This is a genomic window from Actinomadura gamaensis (genome assembly GCF_042652125.1).
In the GTDB taxonomy this organism is placed as follows: domain Bacteria; phylum Actinomycetota; class Actinomycetes; order Streptosporangiales; family Streptosporangiaceae; genus Spirillospora; species Spirillospora gamaensis.
The window spans coordinates 205,479-224,275 of record NZ_JBHSIT010000003.1; the positions used below are offsets into that span (position 1 = coordinate 205,479).

General features: G+C 74.3%; 15 protein-coding genes. 13 read left to right on the plus strand and 2 right to left on the minus strand.

The genetic code is table 11. The features are described 5' to 3' along the window. Positions 1–38 precede the first annotated feature (38 nt). The 10 genes from murG (at position 39) to ACFPCY_RS11400 (ending at position 11,210) form a co-directional block, all read left to right on the plus strand. The gene (murG, locus tag ACFPCY_RS11355) at positions 39–1,145 is read left to right on the plus strand and encodes an undecaprenyldiphospho-muramoylpentapeptide beta-N-acetylglucosaminyltransferase (RefSeq protein WP_378254103.1); all 1,107 of its coding nucleotides are present in this window, start codon (positions 39–41) and stop codon (positions 1,143–1,145) included. Next, entirely contained in the window at positions 1,142–2,563 is a 1,422-nt protein-coding gene (murC, locus tag ACFPCY_RS11360) for a UDP-N-acetylmuramate--L-alanine ligase (RefSeq protein ID WP_378254105.1), read from the plus strand. Before murG ends, murC begins: the two co-directional genes overlap by 4 nt. Positions 2,564–3,471: 908 nt before the next feature. Next, entirely contained in the window at positions 3,472–4,110 is a 639-nt protein-coding gene (locus ACFPCY_RS11365; protein ID WP_378255119.1) for a cell division protein FtsQ/DivIB, read from the plus strand. A gap of 349 nt (positions 4,111–4,459) precedes the next feature. Next, positions 4,460–5,989: a cell division protein FtsZ gene (gene ftsZ, locus ACFPCY_RS11370; protein ID WP_378254107.1), complete on the plus strand. Its 1,530-nt coding sequence runs from the start codon at positions 4,460–4,462 to the stop codon at positions 5,987–5,989. A 20-nt stretch (positions 5,990–6,009) separates the two neighbouring features. After that, the gene (pgeF, locus tag ACFPCY_RS11375) at positions 6,010–6,762 is read left to right on the plus strand and encodes a peptidoglycan editing factor PgeF (RefSeq protein ID WP_378255120.1); all 753 of its coding nucleotides are present in this window, start codon (positions 6,010–6,012) and stop codon (positions 6,760–6,762) included. Beyond that, the gene (locus ACFPCY_RS11380) at positions 6,743–7,465 is read left to right on the plus strand and encodes a YggS family pyridoxal phosphate-dependent enzyme (RefSeq protein WP_378254109.1); all 723 of its coding nucleotides are present in this window, start codon (positions 6,743–6,745) and stop codon (positions 7,463–7,465) included. The genes pgeF and ACFPCY_RS11380 overlap by 20 nt, the downstream gene beginning before the upstream one ends. Positions 7,466–7,585: 120 nt before the next feature. After that, complete coding sequence (locus ACFPCY_RS11385; protein ID WP_378254111.1) at positions 7,586–8,149, plus strand: cell division protein SepF; 564 nt, start codon at positions 7,586–7,588, stop codon at positions 8,147–8,149. A 24-nt stretch (positions 8,150–8,173) separates the two neighbouring features. Then, entirely contained in the window at positions 8,174–8,458 is a 285-nt protein-coding gene (locus ACFPCY_RS11390; RefSeq protein ID WP_122199692.1) for a YggT family protein, read from the plus strand. 50 nt (positions 8,459–8,508) lie between these two features. Continuing rightward, on the plus strand, positions 8,509–9,447 hold the full coding sequence (locus tag ACFPCY_RS11395) for a DivIVA domain-containing protein (RefSeq protein ID WP_378254113.1): 939 nt from the start codon (positions 8,509–8,511) through the stop codon (positions 9,445–9,447). Positions 9,448–9,596: 149 nt separating this feature from the next. Beyond that, positions 9,597–11,210, plus strand: coding sequence for a hypothetical protein (locus tag ACFPCY_RS11400; protein ID WP_378254114.1), 1,614 nt, complete (start codon positions 9,597–9,599; stop codon positions 11,208–11,210). A 90-nt stretch (positions 11,211–11,300) separates the two neighbouring features. Here the strand turns inward: ACFPCY_RS11400 and ACFPCY_RS11405 are convergent, their stop codons facing one another. Further along, entirely contained in the window at positions 11,301–12,188 is an 888-nt protein-coding gene (locus tag ACFPCY_RS11405; RefSeq protein ID WP_378254116.1) for a DUF1707 SHOCT-like domain-containing protein, read from the minus strand. Between the two features lie 201 nt (positions 12,189–12,389). Continuing rightward, positions 12,390–15,578, minus strand: a complete 3,189-nt coding sequence (gene ileS / locus ACFPCY_RS11410; RefSeq protein WP_378254118.1) for an isoleucine--tRNA ligase — start codon at positions 15,576–15,578, stop codon at positions 12,390–12,392. Positions 15,579–16,330: 752 nt separating this feature from the next. On the opposite strand from ileS, the gene ACFPCY_RS11415 reads away from it, so the two are divergent. From ACFPCY_RS11415 to ACFPCY_RS11425, 3 genes are all read left to right on the plus strand, one after another. Next, positions 16,331–16,759, plus strand: a complete 429-nt coding sequence (locus ACFPCY_RS11415; RefSeq protein ID WP_378255122.1) for a TraR/DksA family transcriptional regulator — start codon at positions 16,331–16,333, stop codon at positions 16,757–16,759. A gap of 190 nt (positions 16,760–16,949) precedes the next feature. Beyond that, positions 16,950–17,579 (plus strand): signal peptidase II, encoded by a 630-nt coding sequence (gene lspA / locus ACFPCY_RS11420; protein WP_378254119.1) that lies wholly within the window; start codon positions 16,950–16,952, stop codon positions 17,577–17,579. Beyond that, a complete protein-coding gene (locus tag ACFPCY_RS11425) occupies positions 17,576–18,505 on the plus strand; it encodes an RluA family pseudouridine synthase (protein WP_378254121.1) in 930 nt (309 codons plus the stop codon). Before lspA ends, ACFPCY_RS11425 begins: the two co-directional genes overlap by 4 nt. The last annotated feature ends 292 nt before the right edge of the window (positions 18,506–18,797 follow it).

Sequence of the window (18,797 nt, forward strand, 5' to 3'; positions counted from 1 at the left end):
GAACACGCTGAGGACACGCTGAGGAGTTGTCAACGAGCATGAGGGTTGTCCTGGCCGGCGGCGGCACCGCCGGACACATCGAGCCCGCCCTGGCCCTCGCCGACGCGCTGCGCCGCCACGATCCGAACACCGGGATCGTCTGCCTCGGCACCGAGCGCGGCCTGGAGACCCGGCTGGTCCCGCAGCGCGGCTACGAGCTCGCCCTGATCCCCCCGGTGCCGCTGCCCCGCGCGCTGACCCCGCAGCTGCTGACCGTCCCCGGCCGGCTGCGCGGCGCGATCAACGCGGCGGCGAACGTGCTGGACCAGGCGCACGCGGACGTGCTGGTCGGCTTCGGCGGCTACGTGGCCACCCCCGGCTACCTGGCCGCGCGCAAGCGCAAGGTGCCGATCATCGTGCACGAGGCGAACCCGAAGCCGGGCCTGGCCAACAAGCTCGGCGCCCGGTTCACCGACCACGTCGCCGTCTCGCACCACGACTCGCCGCTGCCGAACGCCCGGTTCGTCGGCATCCCGCTGCGCCGCGACATCGCCAACCTGGACCGGATGGCGATGGGCGACAAGGCCCGCTCCTACTTCGGGCTGCTGCCCGAGCTGCCGACCCTGCTGATCTTCGGCGGGTCGCAGGGCGCGCGGTCGCTGAACCGGGCCGCGGTCGCCGCCGCGCCCGCGTTCCGCGCGGCCGGGATCCAGGTCCTGCACATCGTCGGGCCGAAGAACCAGGAGGTCCCCGACCCGGCGCCCGGCGGCGGCCCGCAGTACGTCACCATCCCCTACTGCGACCGGATGGACCTCGCCTACGCCGCCGCCGACATGGCCATGTGCCGCGCGGGCGCGATGACCTGCGCCGAGCTGACCGCCGTCGCGCTGCCCGCCGCGTATGTACCGCTCCCGCACGGCAACGGCGAGCAGCGCCTCAACGCCGACCCGATCGTCCAGAACGGCGGCGGCCTGGTCGTGGACGACGCGGAGCTGTCGCCCGAGTGGATCGCCGGGCAGCTCATCCCGATCCTGCGCGACCCCGCGCGGGTGGCGCACATGTCCGAGGCGGCCGGGCGGATGGGCCGCCGCGACGCCGACGTGGCGCTCGCGCGCATGGTCTACGACGTCGTCCGGGCCGCGCACCAGCAGGGACAGGCCCGATGAGCCTGGTCGACCCGGCCGCCGTGGTCCCGGCGGACGAGCTCGGCCGGGTCCACTTCGTCGCGATCGGCGGGGCCGGGATGTCCGGCATCGCGCGGATCATGCTGAAGCGCGGGATCACCGTGTCCGGCAGCGACGCCAAGGACTCCGAACTGCTCGGCCAGCTCGCCGGGCTCGGCGCGAAGGTGTTCGTCGGGCACGACGCGTCCCATCTGGGGGACGCCGAGACCGTCGTGGTGTCCTCGGCGATCCGGGAGAGCAACCCCGAGCTCGCCGCCGCCCGCGCGCGGGGCCTGCGGGTCCTGCACCGGTCGGCGGCGCTCGCGTCGCTGATGGCCGGCCGCCGCGCGGTCGCCGTCGCCGGGACGCACGGCAAGACCACCACCACCTCGATGCTGACGGTCGCGCTCCAGCACGCGGGGGCCGACCCGTCCTACTGCATCGGCGGGCAGCTCGTCACGACCGGCCTCGGCGCGGACGAGGGCACCGGCGAGGTCTTCGTCGCCGAGGCCGACGAGAGCGACGGCTCGTTCCTGATGTACACCCCGCACGTCGCGGTGATCACCAACGTCGAGGCCGACCACCTGGACAACTACGGCGGGTTCGAGCAGGTCAAGGAGCTGTTCGCGAAGTTCGTGGGCCGGGTCGAGGACGGCGGCGCGGTCGTCGCCGGGGCGGACGACCCGGTCGCGCGCGAGCTCGCGGCCCTGGCCCGCTCGCGCGGGCTCCGCGTCCTGACCTACGGCGAGGCCGCCGACGCGGACCTGTGCGTGACCGGCTTCACGCCGCAGGGGCTCGGGTCCCGGTTCGTCCTGGAAGGCGCGGCCGAGGGGCTCGGCGAAGTGGTGCTCAGCGTCCCCGGACGGCACAACTCCCTCAACGCCGCCGCCGTCGTCGCCGTCGCGCACGCGCTCGGCCTCGACCTGGCGGCCGTCCGCGAGGGCCTGCGCGGGTTCGGCGGCGCGATGCGGCGGCTGGAGCGCAAGGGTGAGGCGGCGGGCGCCGAGGTGTTCGACAGCTACGCCCACCACCCGACCGAGCTGACCGCCGACCTGTCCGCCACCCGCGACTACCTGGACGGACGCGACGGAGACGGCCGCATCGTCGCGGTCTTCCAGCCGCACCTGTACAGCCGCACCCGGTTCTTCGCCGCCGAGTTCGGCGCGGCCCTCGGCCTCGCCGACGTCGCGGTCGTCCTGGACGTCTACGGCGCGCGGGAGGACCCGGAGCCCGGCGTCACCGGCGAGCTGATCTCCGCCCGCGTCCCGTCCGGCACCGAGACCGTGTACGCCCCGGTGTTCGACGAGGTCCCGGACGTCGTGGCGGGCCTCGTCCGCCCCGGCGACATCGTGATCACGCTCGGCGCGGGCGACGTCACCCGCCTCGGCCCGCGCATCCTGGACCGCCTGGCCGCCCGCTGACCCGCACGCCGGCCCCGGACGCGGGAACGCTCCGGCGGCCGGCGCGGCGTGGAGACGTGGCTTCGGCCCGTCCGGCGGCCATCCTTGGAACCATGACCGACCCCCGGGCGAGGCGGCCCACGGCACGCACCGGCCAACGGCGCCCCCCACCCCCCACGCGAGACCGCGCCCCGCACCCTCCGCACCACCCCGCCCCCGCCAAGGAGCCGAGCGTTAGGCGTCAGCGCGGCAACGCGGGGAAGTCGAGCCCCGGGCGTCAGCGCGGAAGCGCGGAGGAGCCGAGCGCCGGGCGTCAGCGCGGGAACGCGGGGAAGTCGAGCGCCGGGCGTCAGCGCGGAAGCGCGGAAGAGCCGAGCGCCGGGCGTCAGCGCGGCGACGCGGGGAAGTCGAGCGCCGGGCGCCAGCGCGGAAGCGTGGAGGAGCCGAGCGTTAGGCGGCAGCGCGGTGACGTGGGGAAGTTGAGCGCCGGGTGTCAGCGCGGAAGCGTGGAGGAGCCGAGCGTTAGGCGGCAGCGCGGTGACGTGGGGAAGTTGAGCGCCGGGTGTCAGCGCGGAAGCGTGGAGGAGCCGAGCGTTAGGCGGCAGCGCGGTGACGCGGGGAAGTTGAGGGCGGCGCGCGAGGTCAGCGGGGCGCGCGATTCCAGTGGCCCGCGGGGCGGCACTGGCCGTGAGGCCGGTGCGGCGCGGGAGCGTGCGCGGGGGGACGGTGTCCCCGGCAGGGCCGCGGGGGAGTCGAGCGGGAATTGGGGGGCCGGGATGGTGCGCGAGTCGAGGAGTGCGCGGGGGCGTGGCGCGGGCCCGGAGTCTGCGGCGGTGCGGGGGCGGCGGCGTCCTCGGGGGGCGGGGGACGGGCCGGCCGGACGGCGGCGGCCGGATCGGTGGAAGGTCGTTTTCGTCGCGTTGCTGGTCGTGGGGCTGCTGGGGACGGCCGGATGGGTCCTGCTCGGGTCGAAGCTCCTGGTCGTCCGGCACGTGGAGGTGAGCGGGAGCAGGCTCGCGCCGCGGGACCGGGTCGAGGCGGCGGCGGGGATCTCGCTCGGGTCGCCGATGGCGCGGCTCGACCTCGGCGTGATCCGGGGCCGGGTGGAGCGGCTGCGGGAGGTGGCGTCGGCGAAGGTCGAGCGCCGCTGGCCCGGGACCGTCCGGATCGAGGTCACCGAGCGGACGCCACGCGCGGTGGTGAGCCGGGACGGCCGGTTCTACCAGCTCGACGCGTCCGGGGTGACGGTGACCGACGGCCCGGCGCGTCCGGCCGGGCTGCCGCTGCTCACGGTGGCCGCGCCGGGGCCGTCCGATCCGTCCAGCCTGGCCGCGCTGCGGGTGGTGGAGGCGCTGCCGGCGTCGCTGCGGCAGAAGCTGGCCGAGGTGTCGGCGGCGTCCCCGGAGGCGGTCACCCTGCGCCTTTCGGACGGCCTGACCCTCGTCTGGGGCTCGGCCGAGCGGACGTCCGAAAAGCTGCGGCTGGTGGACGCGCTGCGCCGTTCGGCCGCCGGGCGCGCCGCGAACACGATCGACGTCAGCTCGCCCGAAGTGGTCACCACGCACTGAGCGCTCGCCGCCGTCACGCTGGGTCGTTCTTCCGGAACGCACAGTTCCCGTGTGTCGGAGCGCTTCGGACGGCGCGATGGGGGAAGCTTGGAGCGGACCGGGGACGGGCTTCAGGACCGGCCGTACCAACCAGGGCAAGTCTCGCCAAGTCCGCGCACCGCGACACGCCGGGGCGGTTGGGCGGGAGGTTAGTTGACCCTGGCCGTTGGCCCGCCCTACTGTCCGTATCAGTCATCAGGTTGACATAACTGTAAGCCTCAAGTTGAGGGTGAGGGTTTGTGCCGGGCTCTGCGCCCGGCCCGGTCCCGCCCGCGACTCGATTAGATAGCGAGCGGAAAGGCCCCTCGTCGTGGCAGCACCGCAGAACTACCTCGCGGTCATCAAGGTCGTCGGCATCGGCGGCGGCGGCGTCAACGCCGTCAACCGGATGATCGAGGAGGGACTCAAGGGCGTCGAGTTCATCGCGATCAACACGGACGCCCAGGCGCTGCTGATGAGTGACGCCGACGTCAAGCTGGACGTGGGCCGCGAGCTCACCCGCGGCCTCGGCGCGGGCGCCAACCCCGACGTCGGCCGCAAGGCCGCCGAGGACCACCGCGAGGAGATCGAGGAGGTGCTCAAGGGCGCCGACATGGTCTTCGTCACCGCGGGGGAGGGCGGCGGCACCGGCACCGGCGGCGCGCCGGTCGTGGCGAACATCGCCCGCTCCCTCGGCGCGCTCACCATCGGCGTGGTCACCCGGCCGTTCTCGTTCGAGGGCAAGCGCCGCGCGATGCAGGCCGAGGCGGGTATAGAGACCCTGCGCGACGAGGTCGACACCCTCATCGTGATCCCGAACGACCGGCTGCTGTCGATCAGCGATCGGCAGGTCAGCGTGCTGGACGCGTTCAAGGCGGCCGACCAGGTGCTGCTCTCCGGTGTCCAGGGCATCACCGACCTGATCACCACGCCCGGCCTGATCAACCTGGACTTCGCCGACGTCAAGTCGGTCATGTCCGGCGCGGGCTCGGCGCTGATGGGCATCGGCTCGGCGCGCGGCGACGACCGCAGCGTGGCCGCCGCCGAGATGGCGATCTCCAGCCCGCTGCTGGAGGCCAGCATCGACGGCGCGCACGGCGTGCTGCTGTCCATCTCCGGCGGCTCCGACCTCGGCCTGTTCGAGATCAACGAGGCCGCGCAGCTGGTGTCCAACGCCGCCGCGCCGGACGCCAACATCATCTTCGGCGCGGTGATCGACGACGCGCTGGGCGACGAGGTCCGGGTCACCGTGATCGCCGCGGGGTTCGACGAGGGCCGCCCTACCAGGCCGGCGCCGGAGGCTGACGCGCGGCGGGTTCCTCCGGCCCGGCAGAACACCCCCAACCCGACCGCCTCGCAGCCCGCGCCCGCCCCGGCGCCGGCCGCGAACCCGATCCCGAGCCGGGTCGGGCGCTCCGCCGAGCCGGCGTCCGGCGCCGGGCAGCCGTCCGGCGGCGCGCCGCAGCACGACCGGGCCGAGCGGCACCAGCCGTCCGGCCAGCCGCACGCGCACACCCCCGTGGTGCAGGCCGCCGCCGCGCCGGCCCCGGCCCCCGCCCCCGCGCCGGTGCCGCCGCAGACCGAGCGGCCCGCTCCGGCCCCCGTCCAGCCGCAGGCCGCGCCGGTGCCCCCCGCGCCCGCGCCGTCCGGGCCGGGGGCACACGCCGCCGTCCGCGCCGACCGCCGCGCCGAGGCCGCCCCCGCGGCCGACTCCGCGCGCACGCCCGCGCCCCGGCCCGAGCCCGCCCCCTCCCGCGTCCACGCCGGCGAGTCCGGCAACGCCCCCGCGCCGACCCGCAACCGCCGGGTCGTGTTCGAGGAGGACGAGGACGACCTCGACGTGCCCGACTTCCTGAAGTGACCGTGACCGCCTCCCCCCGAGTGATCACCAGCGTCGCCCTCGGCGACGGGGTGGGCGCGGCGTTCACCGGCCGGACCGGCGGGGTGAGCCGCGCGCCGTACGCCGGCCTGAACCTCGGCGGCGCGGTCGGCGACGACCCCGCCGCGGTGCGCGCCAACCGCGAGCGCGCCGCCGCCGAACTCGGCGTCGAGCCCGGCCGCACCGTGTGGATGCGGCAGGTGCACGGCGCCGACGTCGCGTTCGTCAGCTCCCCCGCCGGCCCGGACGGCGCCGTCGACGGCATCGTCACCACCGTCCCCGGCCTGGTGCTGGCCGTGCTGGTCGCCGACTGCGCGCCCGTCCTGCTCGCCGACCCGGTCGCGGGCGTCGTCGGTGGCGCCCATTCCGGACGCCCCGGAACCCTCGCCGGGGTCGTCCCCGCGCTGGTCGAGCGGATGCGCGAGCACGGCGCCGAGCCCGAGCGCGTCACCGCCGCGATCGGCCCGGCCGCCTGCGGCTCCTGCTACGAGGTGCCCGCCGAGATGCGCGCCGAGGTCGCCGCCAAGGTCCCCGCCGCCCACGCGACCACCCGCGCCGGGACGCCCGGCCTCGACCTCCGCGCCGGCATCGTCGAGCAGCTCGCCGCCTGCGGTGTCACCGGCGTCCGGGTCGACCCCCGCTGCACCATCGAGACCCCCGACCTCTTCTCTTACCGGCGCGACGGCACCACCGGCCGCTTCGCCGGGTTCGTATGGCTGAAGGACGACGAGAGCGATGACCCCGAGGATCTCTGACGCGCCGGCGGGCCGCCGGGACGAGCTGGCGGCCAACCTCGCGGAGGTCCGGGAGCGGATCGCCGCCGCCTGCGCCGCCGCGGGCCGCGACCCCGGGGACGTGACGCTCGTCGCGGTCACCAAGACGTTCCCGGCGTCCGACGTGCGGCTGCTGGCCGGACTCGGCCTCCGCCAGGTCGCCGAGAACCGCGACCAGGAGGCCGCCCCGAAGGCGGCCGAGTGCGCCGATCTCGGCCTGACCTGGCATTTCGTGGGCCAGTTGCAGACGAACAAGGTCAAGTCGGTGGCGTCCTACGCCGGCGTCGTCCAGTCGGTGGACCGTTCCCGCCTCGTGCGGGCGCTCTCGAAGGCCGCCGCGAACGAGGGCCGCACGCTGCGCTGCCTGGTCCAGGTCTCCCTGGACGACAAGGAGGGCCGGGGCGGCGCGGCCCCGGCCGACGTGCCCGCCCTCGCCGACCAGATCGCCGCGGCGGACGGCCTCGAACTGGGCGGGGTGATGGCCGTCGCGCCGCTCGGCGAGGAGCCGCGGCCCGCGTTCGAGCGGCTGGCCCGGCTCGCAAATGAGGTGCGGGAGGCCCATCCGGCTGCCACGATCGTGTCGGCGGGGATGAGCGGCGACCTGGAGGCCGCGATCGCGTGTGGCGCGACACACGTGCGAGTCGGTACGGCGTTGCTCGGAGGCCGGAGCGCAATCGTCAGGTAATGTCCCCCCAGTGGCGGCCGTCAGGACGGCGGTTTCCACAGGCAGGCGGAAGAGTCCGACGGCGGCGTCAGGCCCGGCAGGGGGCGCCGGCGCCGCGGCCACAGGACGACGGAGGGGCGTATGGCCAGCGCGATGCGCAAGATGGCGGTCTACCTCGGCCTTGTGGAGGACGACCGCTACGACGAGAAGTTCAGCAAGTACGACAAGTACGACGACTACGACGAGTACGAGGTCTACGACGACGAGACCGACCCGGCCCCCGGCCGGCGCGGCGGCCTCCGCGAGGACGAGCCCGGCGGTCAGCCTACCCGAGCCGACGACGTGGCGGACCGGGAACGCGATCTCGTCCCGGCGGCCCCGGACCGGCGCTCGGTGGCGCTCTACGAGTCCTCCGCTACCGCCGACCTTGCGCGCATCACTACGCTGCACCCCAGGACCTATAACGAAGCCAGGACCATCGGGGAGCACTTCCGTGAGGGCACGCCCGTCATCATGAACCTGACCGAGATGGTCGACAGTGACGCCAAACGGCTGGTCGACTTCGCGGCAGGTCTGGTGTTCGGCCTGCACGGGAGCATCGAGCGTGTTACGAACAAGGTGTTCCTCCTGTCGCCCGCCAACGTGGAGGTGACGGCGGAGGACAAGGCCCGGATGGCGGAACGAGGGTTCTTCAACCAGAGCTGAGCAGCCGAGACCGAGAGAGCGTCCGTGCATATCGTTGGACTGATCCTGCAATACGTCCTGTACCTGTTCCTCCTGTTCCTCATCGGGAGGCTGGTCCTCGAAGTCCTGCGGTCGTTCGCCCGGGAGTGGCGGCCGACGGGGGTGGTCCTGGTCATCGCCGAGACCGTCTACACCGTCACCGATCCGCCACTGAAACTTCTCCGGCGTTTCATCCCACCCGTACGGCTGGGTAACGTGGCATTGGACCTCAGCTTCACATTCCTCTTCCTTGTGGTCTGGGTCTTGATCATCTTCGTGCAGATGCTCTGATCAGATACCGTCCTTACCGGACAGACTCCAAGCGCGCCAAGGAGACGAACATGCCGCTGACACCCGCCGACGTGCGGAACAAGCAGTTCAGTACCACCAGGCTCAGGCCGGGGTACGACGAGGAGGAGGTGGACGCCTTCCTCGACGAGGTCGAGGCCGAGCTGGACCGCCTCATCCAGGAGAACGAGGAACTGCGCGCCAAGCTGGCCGAGTGCCTGCGCGGCAAGGTTCCCGCCATGGCCGCGCCCATCGTCGAGCCCAAGCCGGACGTCACCAAGATCCCCGAGCCGCCGCGCCCCGAGCCGGTACAGCAGCAGCCCGAGCCCGAGCCGGCGCAGCTCGGCGGGGGGCAGCTGGGCGGCCAGCTCGGCGGCCTCGGCATGGGGCAGCCGTCCGGTGAGGACAACATGGACACCGCGGCCCGCGTGCTGGCGCTCGCGCAGCAGACCGCGGACCAGGCCATCGCCGACGCCCGCCGGGAGGCGGACGAGACGCTGGGCCGGGCCCGCCGCGAGGCCGAGGAGATCCTCGGCAAGGCGCGCCGCCAGGCCGACCAGATCGTCTCCGAGGCGCGCTCCCGCGCCGAGGCCCTCGACCGCGACGCCCAGGAGCGGCACCGCCAGGTCATGGGCTCGCTCGTCCAGCAGCGCGAGGAGCTCGAGCGCGAGGTGGACAACCTGCGCGCCTTCGAGCGCGAGTACCGCAGCCGCCTGAAGGTCTACCTGGAGGGCCAGCTCCGCGACCTGGAGGCCGGGTCCGCCGAGAACGGCGCGTTCCCGAACCCGTCCGCCGGCGCGGCGCAGACCGGCCCGCAGCCCATCGCCACCCCCGGCGACCAGCGCAACGGCGCGCCGTCCGGCGCCGGCTCCCCGACCGGTACCTCCCCCTTCGGCGCCCCCGACGCCCCCCAGCACACCCAGCAGGTGCAGCACTCGGCGACCGGGGCGTTCCACTCCGGCGGCGACAACCCGCCGCACGAGAGGCGCTGACGCCCGGTCCGCAGGCGATAGTGTCTTGTCGATCGCCGCGCCGCGGATGGCCACGGGCCATCCCGGCGGCGTCGGCGTACGGGCACATCGGCGGTGCTCACCGGACCTGACCCGGCCCGGAGCGCGGCGAGTAGGGAGAGAGAGACCCTGTGATCATCCTGAGTGGCGTACTCGTGGTGGTGGCGATCGCCCTGCTGGTGGCGGGCATCGTCGCGGGCAACGGCGACAGCGCGCAGGTCTTCGGCGTGGACGCCATCGTCGTGATCTACACCTCCATCGCGGTCAGCCTGGTGTCGGCGCTCTGCCTGCTCATCGGGGTGTTCCTGCGGCGCAAGGAGATCTTCGGGAGCGGTACCGCGGCCTCGCCCCGCCGCGACCGCAAGGCCGCCAAGGGCAAGAAGGGCAAGCAGGCCGCGAACGCGGGCCGTCCGGCCGCGGCGGGAGCCGCGCAGCCCGGTGCCGCGGGCGGTGACGGCGACCCGGACGACGAGGTCGCGATCCCGCCCCAGCCCGTGGACGTCCCCGAGGACGCGCTCGTCTACGTCGTGCGCGGCCGCAAGCGCTACCACCTGGACACCTGCCGCCAGCTCGCCGGGCGCGAGAAGGACGAGTTGACCTACGCCGAGGCGCGCGAGGAGGGCTTCAGCCCCTGCACCGCCTGCCTCCCGGACACGGCGCTCGCCGCGCGCGCGGCCGTGTCGGTCGGCGGCGGCTCCTCGGCCGAGACCGCGAAGCGCGAGGACGCGCCGTCCGGCGCCGGTTCGTCCGGCCCCGTGGCGTCCGCCGCGTCCCCGTCCGCGCCGCCCGCGCCCCCGAGGTCCGACTCTCCGGCGGCCTCTCCGTCCGTGCCGTCCGCCTGGCCGACGCCGGTTCCGAGCGGCCCCCCGAGCACGCCGGCCACGCCGCCGCCCGCGCCGTCGAGCGCTGCTGGGCGCGGCGACGTCACGCTGCCGGACATTCCGGTCGCCGACCCGCCGCCGGTGTCGCCGACCCTCACCGACATCCCGGTCGTCAGCCCGCCCGAGCCGAAGCCCGAACCCGAGGCCGCTCCGGATCCCGAGGCCGCCGCCCCGGCGCAGGACGAAGCCCCCGAGAAGCCCTCAGATCTCTCCAGTGCGGACGAGACGCCCGAACCGGAACAGAAGTCGGCTCCAGCCGCCACGATCGCCGAGAAGGCCGCTGCGGCCCCCGTCGAGGAGACCGCGAGGGAGCGCGAGGAGCCCGAGGCGAAGGCCGCGCCGGCCGAACCGGCCGAGGAGCCCGCTTCCGAGCCCGCCGCCGTGGCCGCCGCCCCGCCGCGCCCGCGCGAGTCGTCCGACCGGGACGAGCCGTCCGAGACGGACGAGGTCGCCGAGGCCGAGGCGGAGCTGCCCGCGGCCGAGCCCGACGCGCCCGCGAAGACCGACGAGGTCGAGGACACGACCGCCGCGTCCGAGGACGCCGAGACGGCCGACGAGACAACGGAGGCGACGCCGGACGCCGAACCCGCCGCCGAGCCCGAGCCGGCCGCTGGCCCCGAGTCCACGGGCGTGGGCGAAGCCGCCACGAAGGCCGAGGCCGCCAGCAAGGCCGAGGGTGGAGCCGAGCCGCAGGTGCGCATCCTCAGCGGCACCAAGCGCTACCACCGTCCCGACTGCGCGCTGATCGAGGACATCGGCGACGACGCCGAGGACCTGGAGACCCTGCCTCGCAGCGAGGCCAAGGAGCGCGGCTGCACGCCGTGCCTGGTCTGCCAGCCCGACCGCGAGCACGCCCGCGACTGATCCGCCGGAACCGCCGAAACGGCCGTCCCCGTCAGGGGCACGGCCGTTTCGGCGTATTCGAGGTGTTCTCGGCGGCGTGAGGGCCGGGGCTCAGTAGCGGTGCCGACGGCGTTCGTCGCGCAGTTCCCGCAGGTGCGCGCGGCGCTGGTCGCGGATCCGCATCCGCTCCTCGCGGGCCTCCTCGACCGCGCGTCGGTGCTGGTCCCGCGCCTCGCGGACGACCTCCCGGTGCCGCTGGTGGCCGAGCAGCCGGGCGTTCACGTGCTCCTCGGTGAGCTGCTTGACCCGCTCGGAGAGGGTGGCCTCCCCGACCGCCCGGCGCCGCACGCCGATCTGGCCGAGCAGGGTGAACCCGGTGATCCGCACGGTCGGCGGGTCGGGGTCCTCGGGGTCGTCGAACGGGACGTCCACCTGGCCGAGGACGGCGGTGGCGGAGCTCAGCACGCGCACCCCCGGCGGGACGATGATCTCGACCTCGCCCAGCACGCACGAGCAGTTGATCGTGACCTCGCGCTGGGACAGCACGGCCTGCCGCAGGTCGAGCATCACCTTGCCGAGCAGGGCGTTGGCATGGGTCTGCGGCTCGACGAGCCAGCGACCGCCGCGCTTGGACTCGGTGAGGATCGCGACGACGGTGCCGGGCTCGGTGCGCGGCGGCGCGGCCGGGTTCCGGCCCGCCGGGTCCACCGGCGCGGACGGCGCCGAGCCGCCTCCGCCGGGCAGGTCGGCCAGCACCGGTTCGAGGTCGGCGTAGGTCTTGGCCTTGTAGACGGCGTCGATCCGCTCGGCGTGCTCCTCCGCGGTGATCCGGCCGTCGGCGAGCGCCTCGCGGAGCCGGTCGGCGACCCGGTCGCGGTCCGCGTCGGAGGCGCGCATGCCGCCGGCCCCCGGGCGTGCCGCCGGGGCCGGTTCCGGTCCCTGCGCCGCGTCCGGGGTCCGCTCCGGCTCGGCGGGAGGTGGGGAGTCGGGAAGGTTCACCCCGACATCATGGCAAACGCGATACGTCGTGTCTAAACCCGCCACCGAAAACACCCGGACACGGTCGGAAGTGGCCACGCGGAACGCCGGGCGCCCCCGTAAAGGGACGCCCGGCGTCGCCATGTCCCGCCTCAGCGATGGCCCGCCCCGGCCCCGCGCGGCTTTCGCGACGCGCGGGGCCGGGGGCGGGTCAGGGGCGGGTCAGGCGCGGCGGAGGCGGTAGGTGAGGCCGAGCTCGGGGTCGTTGAAGACCTGGAGGTCCTCGTCGGGGCGTCCCTCGGTGACCGAGGCCGCGAGCACCTCGCCCGCCAGGACGTCGGCGTGCTCGCGCAGCGCCTCGGCGAGGTCGCCGCCGGGGGCGTCCCACCACAGGTCGATGCGGTCGCTCACGTCCAGGCCGATGGCCTTGCGGCTGTCCTGGACGAGCCGGACGACCTCGCGCACGAGCCCGGCGCGGCGCAGCTCCGGCGTGACGGTCAGGTCGAGCGCCACGGTCTCGCCCTGCCCGGACTCGACCGCCCAGCCGGACTTCGGCCGCTCGGTGACGATCACGTCGCCGGCGGTCAGCTCGACCGTCCCGACGCCCTCGGCGTCCACGCTCGCCGTGCCGGACGGCCCGCGCAGCGCGCCGACCAGCGCGGCCGGGTCGGCGGAGGTGACCGCCTTGGCGACCTTCGGCGCGTCCTTCTTGAACCGGCCGCCGAGCGAGCGGAAGTTCGGCTTGACCTCGTACTCGACCAGGTCGCCGCCGATGGACGCCAGGTCCTGCACGGACTGCACGTTCAGCTCGTCGGCGATCTGCGCGCGCAGCTCGTCCGGCAGGTCGGCCCAGCCGGACGCGCCGGCGAGGGCGCGGCCGAGCGGCTGCCGGGTCCGGACGCCGGACGCGACGCGCGCGGCGCGGCCGAGCTCGACCAGCCGCCGGACGAGCGCCATCCGCTCGGTGAGCGCCGGGTCGAGCAGGTCCTCGCGGACCTCGGGCCAGGAGGCCAGGTGCACCGACTCCGGCGCGTCCTCGGGCCGGATCACGTCCCACACGTGGTCGGTGATGAACGGGACCATCGGGGCCATGAGCCGGGTCAGGGTCTCCAGGCACTCGTAGAGGGTCGCGAACGCCGAGGCGCCCTCGGCCGTCTCCGGGCCCGCCCAGAACCGCCGCCGGGACCGGCGCACGTACCAGTTGGACAGGTCGTCGACGAACTCGGCGAGGCGGCGTCCGGCGCGCGCGGTGTCGAACTGCTCCAGCGCGTCGTCCACCTCCCGGACCGTGCGGTGCAGCTCGGCGAGCGCCCACCGGTCCAGCAGCGGACGGTCCGCCGGGGCGGGCGCCTCGGCGGCGCGGTCCGGCGTCCAGGCGCGCTTGCCCTCGCCCTCGCCCGCCGCGTTCGCGTACAGGACGAAGAACGACGCGGTGTTCCAGTAGGTGAGGAGCACCTTGCGGACGATCTCCTCCAGCGCGTTGTGGCCGACCCGGCGGGCCGCCCACGGCAGGCCGCTGGCCGCCATGAACCAGCGGAGCGCGTCCGCGCCGTGGTCGTCCATCAGCGGGAGCGGCTGGAGCACGTTGCCGAGGTGCTTGCTCATCTTGCGGCCGTCCTCGGCGAGGATCAGGCCGAGGCAGAGGACGTTCTCGTAGGACGACCGGTCGAACACGAGCGTGCCGACGGCCATCATCGAGTAGAACCAGCCGCGCGTCTGGTCCTGCGCCTCGCAGATGAACTGCGCCGGGTAGGACTTCTCGAACTCGTCCAGGTTGACGTGCGGCGCGCCCCACTGGGCGAACGGCATCGAGCCGGAGTCGTACCAGGCGTCGATCACGTCCGGGACGCGCCGGGCCGTCCCGCCGCAGGCCGGGCAGGCGAAGGTGACGTCGTCCACGTACGGGCGGTGCGGTTCGAGCGTGGTCAGGTCGCGCCCGGCGAGCTCGCCGAGCTCCTTGAGGGAGCCGACGCAGGTGACGTGGTCCTCGTCGTCCTCGCAGATCCACAGGGGGAGCGGCGTGCCCCAGTAGCGGCTGCGCGACAGCGACCAGTCGACGTTGTTGCGCAGCCACTCGCCGTACCGGCCCTCCTTGACCGTCTCGGGGAACCAGCTGGTCTTCTGGTTCTCCTCCAGCAGGCGGTCCTTGACGGCGGTGGTGCGGATGTACCAGGCGGGGAGCGCGTAGTACAGCAGCGGCGTGTGGCAGCGCCAGCAGTGCGGGTAGCTGTGGTCGAAGTGGCCGCCCTTGAACAGCAGGCCGCGGATCCGCAGGTCCTCGGTCAGCTCCTCGTCGGCGTCCTTGAAGAACCTCCCGCCGACCATCGGGACGTCGGCGAGGAACCGGCCGTCGGGGCCGATGGGGTTGACGATCGGCATGCCGTAGTTCTTGCAGACGGTCATGTCGTCCGCGCCGAACGCGGGGGCCTGGTGGACGAGGCCCGTGCCGTCCTCGACGGTGACGTAGTCGCCGAGCACGACGTAGTGCGCGCCCGGGATCTCGACCAGGTCGAACGGGCGCCTGTACGGCGTGCGCTCCAGCTCGCGGCCCCGGAAGGACGCCAGGACCTCCGCGTCCTCGCCGAGGACCTGCGCGAGCAGCGGCTCGGCCACCACCAGCACCTCGTCGGAGCCGGCCGGACGGGCGGCGACGTAGGTGACGTCCGGGTGGACGGCGACGGCGGTGTTCGACACCAGCGTCCACGGGGTGGTCGTCCAGATGAGCAGCGTGGCGTCCAGGTCGGCGAGCGGTCCGCCGGTGACCGGCATCCGCACGTAGACCGAGGGGCTGGTGATCGTCTCGTAGCCGCCGGGCTGGCCGAGCTCGTGGTCGGACAGGCCGGTGCCGCAGCGCGGGCAGTACGGCGTGATGCGGAAGTCGCGGAACAGCAGGTCCTTGTCGAAGACCTGCTTCAGCGACCACCAGACGGCCTCGACGTAGGACGGGTCCATCGTGCGGTAGGCCTGGGACATGTCGACCCAGTAGCCCATCCGCTCGGTCATCTCCTCGAAGGCGTCCACGTGGCGCAGGACCGACTCGCGGCAGCGGTCGTTGAACGCCGCGACGCCGTACTCCTCGATGTCCTTCTTGCCGGTGAGGCCGAGCTCCTTCTCGACGGCGACCTCGACGGGCAGGCCGTGGCAGTCCCAGCCCGCCTTGCGCGGGACGTGGTAGCCCTTCATGGTCTTGAACCGCGGGAAGACGTCCTTGAAGACGCGGGCCTCGACGTGGTGCACGCCGGGCATGCCGTTCGCGGTGGGCGGGCCCTCGTAGAAGCCCCAGCGGGGGCCGCCGGCGGTGCGCTCCAGCGACCGCTCGAAGATCTTGTTCTCCTGCCAGCGGCGGAGCATGTCCCGCTCCAGGGCGGGCAGATCGACCTGCGCGGGCAGGGGCCGGAACTGACGGCTCACGGTCGGCGGACCTCCGGATCGACGTGTCAGACGTTTCCGGAGGGACGAGGCGCGAGCCCCGCGGTACCACCCTCCTTGACCGCGCGCGAGAGCGCGGTCCGCTTCGTTGAGCCGCTCGGCTGCCGGTTCTACTGGGCCCTCGCGGGCCGTTCCTCCGGCGGCTCCGGGGTGATCAGACCGCCGCGCTCGTCCCCGGGCTCGCACCGTCCCCGGGTCGCTCCTGACTGCCTGCGGCGGCAGGTGTCCCCATCTCCGCCTGCCGACGTGACTTGCTGGATCCGAGGGTAACGCACGGCGGGGCCGAACTCTTCCCGGCCACCGCGCCCGCGGGCGGTCGATGTGAGCCGCCTCACACGGGCAAAGCTTGGGCATCGCTGCCGGGCCGGGGGTTTCTCCGCGCGGGCGGACGGGGCATATGCGGGTCGTACTCGGGCCGGACGGCGCCGTCCGGACCCATCACCACCAGGGGAAAAGGGGACCTCATGCTGCCCGCACCGTCCGTCGAGAAGACCGCTGCGAGAGGGACCGGCGAGGCCGCGTCCCGCCCCACCCGGACGGCCTCCAGGAGCACCACCAAGCGTCCCGCGGCCAAGCGCGAGGCCGCCGCCAAGGCGAAGACCCCGGCGAAGACCGCCGCCAAGGTGAAGGCCCCGGCCAAGCGCCCGGCCAAGCCCGCCCCCAAGCCCGCGGCCAAACCCGCGGCCAAGGCGAAGATCCCTGCGAAAGCCCCCGCGAAGGTCGCTGCGAAGGCGGTGAAGGCCAAGGTCAAGGCCCCGGCCGTACCCAAGGCGAAGGCCGCGGAACTCCCCGTCCGCCAAGGCGAGGAGAACTGGACCGAGGCCGAGCTCGCCGACGTCCGCGCCGTCCTGCGCGCCGACATCGCCGCGCTGGAGGCGGAGATCGCCGAGCTGTCCTCGCACATCGCGGACGAGGGCGGCGAGGGCGCGGGCGACGACCAGGCCGACGCGGGCGCCAAGACCTACGAGCGCGAGCACGACCTCTCCCTGACCTACAACTCCCGCGACCTGCTGGCGCAGAACGAGCGGGCCATCCAGCGCATGGACGCCGGCACGTACGGGGTGTGCGAGTTCTGCGGCAAGCCGATCGGCAAGGCCCGCCTCCAGGCGTATCCCCGCGCGACCCTGTGCGTGACCTGCAAGCAACGCGAGGAGCGGCGCTGATCGCCGTCCGCGAGGCCGGATGAGGGAGGAGACGCGAGCCGGCGCGGACGGCACCGTGACGCGGGCCGCGAGCCTGCGCGGGCGGGGCGCGGGGTTGTATACCCTGCGCACGTACCCGAACGTCCGCGTCCCCTGGGGCCAGGAGCCGCTCCCCGGAACGGTCGGGGGAGAATCCTGAGAGGATGGCCGAATGACCCCAGCCAGGCCGCCGGCCGGTGCGCCGGAGACGCGAGGAGCCCCACTGAGTGACGAGCGGGGCGACGGCCCCACCCCCCCGGAGGACGGCGGGCGCGTACGGCCGCGCCGGATCGGCGTGCTCGTCGCGGTCGCCGCGGCGGCGCTGGCCGCCGACATCGTGTCCAAGATCGTCGTGGTGGCGACGCTGACCGACGGCGACACCGTCCGGATGCTCGGCGGGCTGCTGACGCTGCGGCAGACGCGCAACAGCGGGGCCGCGTTCTCGATCGGGACGGGCTACACCTTCATCTTCACGATCATCGCGCTCGGCGTGGTCGTGGCGATCGTCCGGACGGCGCGGAACCTGCGCAGCGTCCCGTGGGCGCTGTGCCTCGGGCTGCTGCTCGGCGGGGCGCTGGGCAACCTGGTCGACCGGGTGCTCCGCGCGCCCGGGCTGTTCAAGGGGCACGTCGTCGACTGGATCGAGCTGCCGCACTGGCCGGTGTTCAACCTGGCCGACTCGGCGATCTGCTGCGGCGGCGTGCTGGCCGTCCTGCTGGCGGCGCGCGGCCTCCAGGTGGACGGCACGCGCGTGAGCGACGGGAAGCGGGACGGTTCGGACGAGAAGGAGGGCGCCGCGTGAGCGACGTGCGGAGCCTCCCGGTGCCGGACGGCCTGGAGGGCGAGCGCGTCGACGCGGCCCTCGCCCGGCTGTTCGGGCTGTCGCGCGGGCGCGCCGCCGACATCATCGCCGCCGGGGACGTCCTGCTCGACGGCAGGGAGGTCGCCAAGTCCGACCGCGTGACCGGCGGCTCGTGGCTGGAGGTCACCCTCCCGCCGCCGCCCGCCGCGCCCGCCCCGGTCGCCGAGCCGGTGCCGGGCATGGGCATCCTCTACGAGGACGACGACATCGTCGTGGTGAACAAGCCGGTCGGCGTCGCCGCGCACCCGACGACCGGCTGGACGGGCCCGACCGTGCTCGGCGGGCTGCTCGGGGCCGGGCACACCGTCGCGACGTCCGGCGCGTCCGAGCGGCAGGGCATCGTGCACCGGCTGGACGCCAACACCACCGGCGCGATGGTCGTCGCGAAGAGCGAGGCCGCCTACTCGCGGCTGAAGCGCGCGTTCAAGGAGCGCCGCATCGACAAGCGCTACCAGGCGCTCGTCCAGGGCCATCCGGACCCGTTCCGCGGCACCGTGGACGCCCCGATCGACCGGCACCCCTCGCACGACGGCCGGTTCGCGGTCGTGGCGGGCGGCAAGCCGTCGGTGACGCACTACGACACCGTCGAGGCGTTCCGCGCGGCGTCGCTGCTGGACGTCGACCTGGAGACGGGCCGGACGCACCAGATCCGGGTGCACATGTCCGCGATCCGGCACCCCATCGTCGGGGACATGGCCTACGGCGCCGACCCGACGCTGGCCGCGCGGCTCGGGCTGAAGCGGCAGTGGCTGCACGCCGTCCGGCTGGGGTTCGAGCACCCCGTGCACGGCGAGTGGGTCGAGTTCGAGAGCCCCTACCCGGACGACCTCGCCCGCGCGCTGGAGATCGTCGCCGCCGAGTCTTGATCTTGATTTGACCGTCCGCCCGGCGCGGTCGGGTATCGCTCCTCCAGGTCCGGCGTCACAGTACCGATACCGGACGAGACGACGGGGGAGTGCGTGACCGACGACAGCGGGAGCGGGCGGGACGCCGGCCGGGGCCGGGACATCAGGCGGGGCGCGGACGCCGGAGGGGGCGGGGGCGCCGGTGGGGGCGGGGACGCCGCTCCGCCCGCGCCGGACCGGGAACGGGACCGGTACCAGGAACGGGACCGGCGACGGGATCAGGAACGGGACCGGCAACGGGAACGGGACCGCG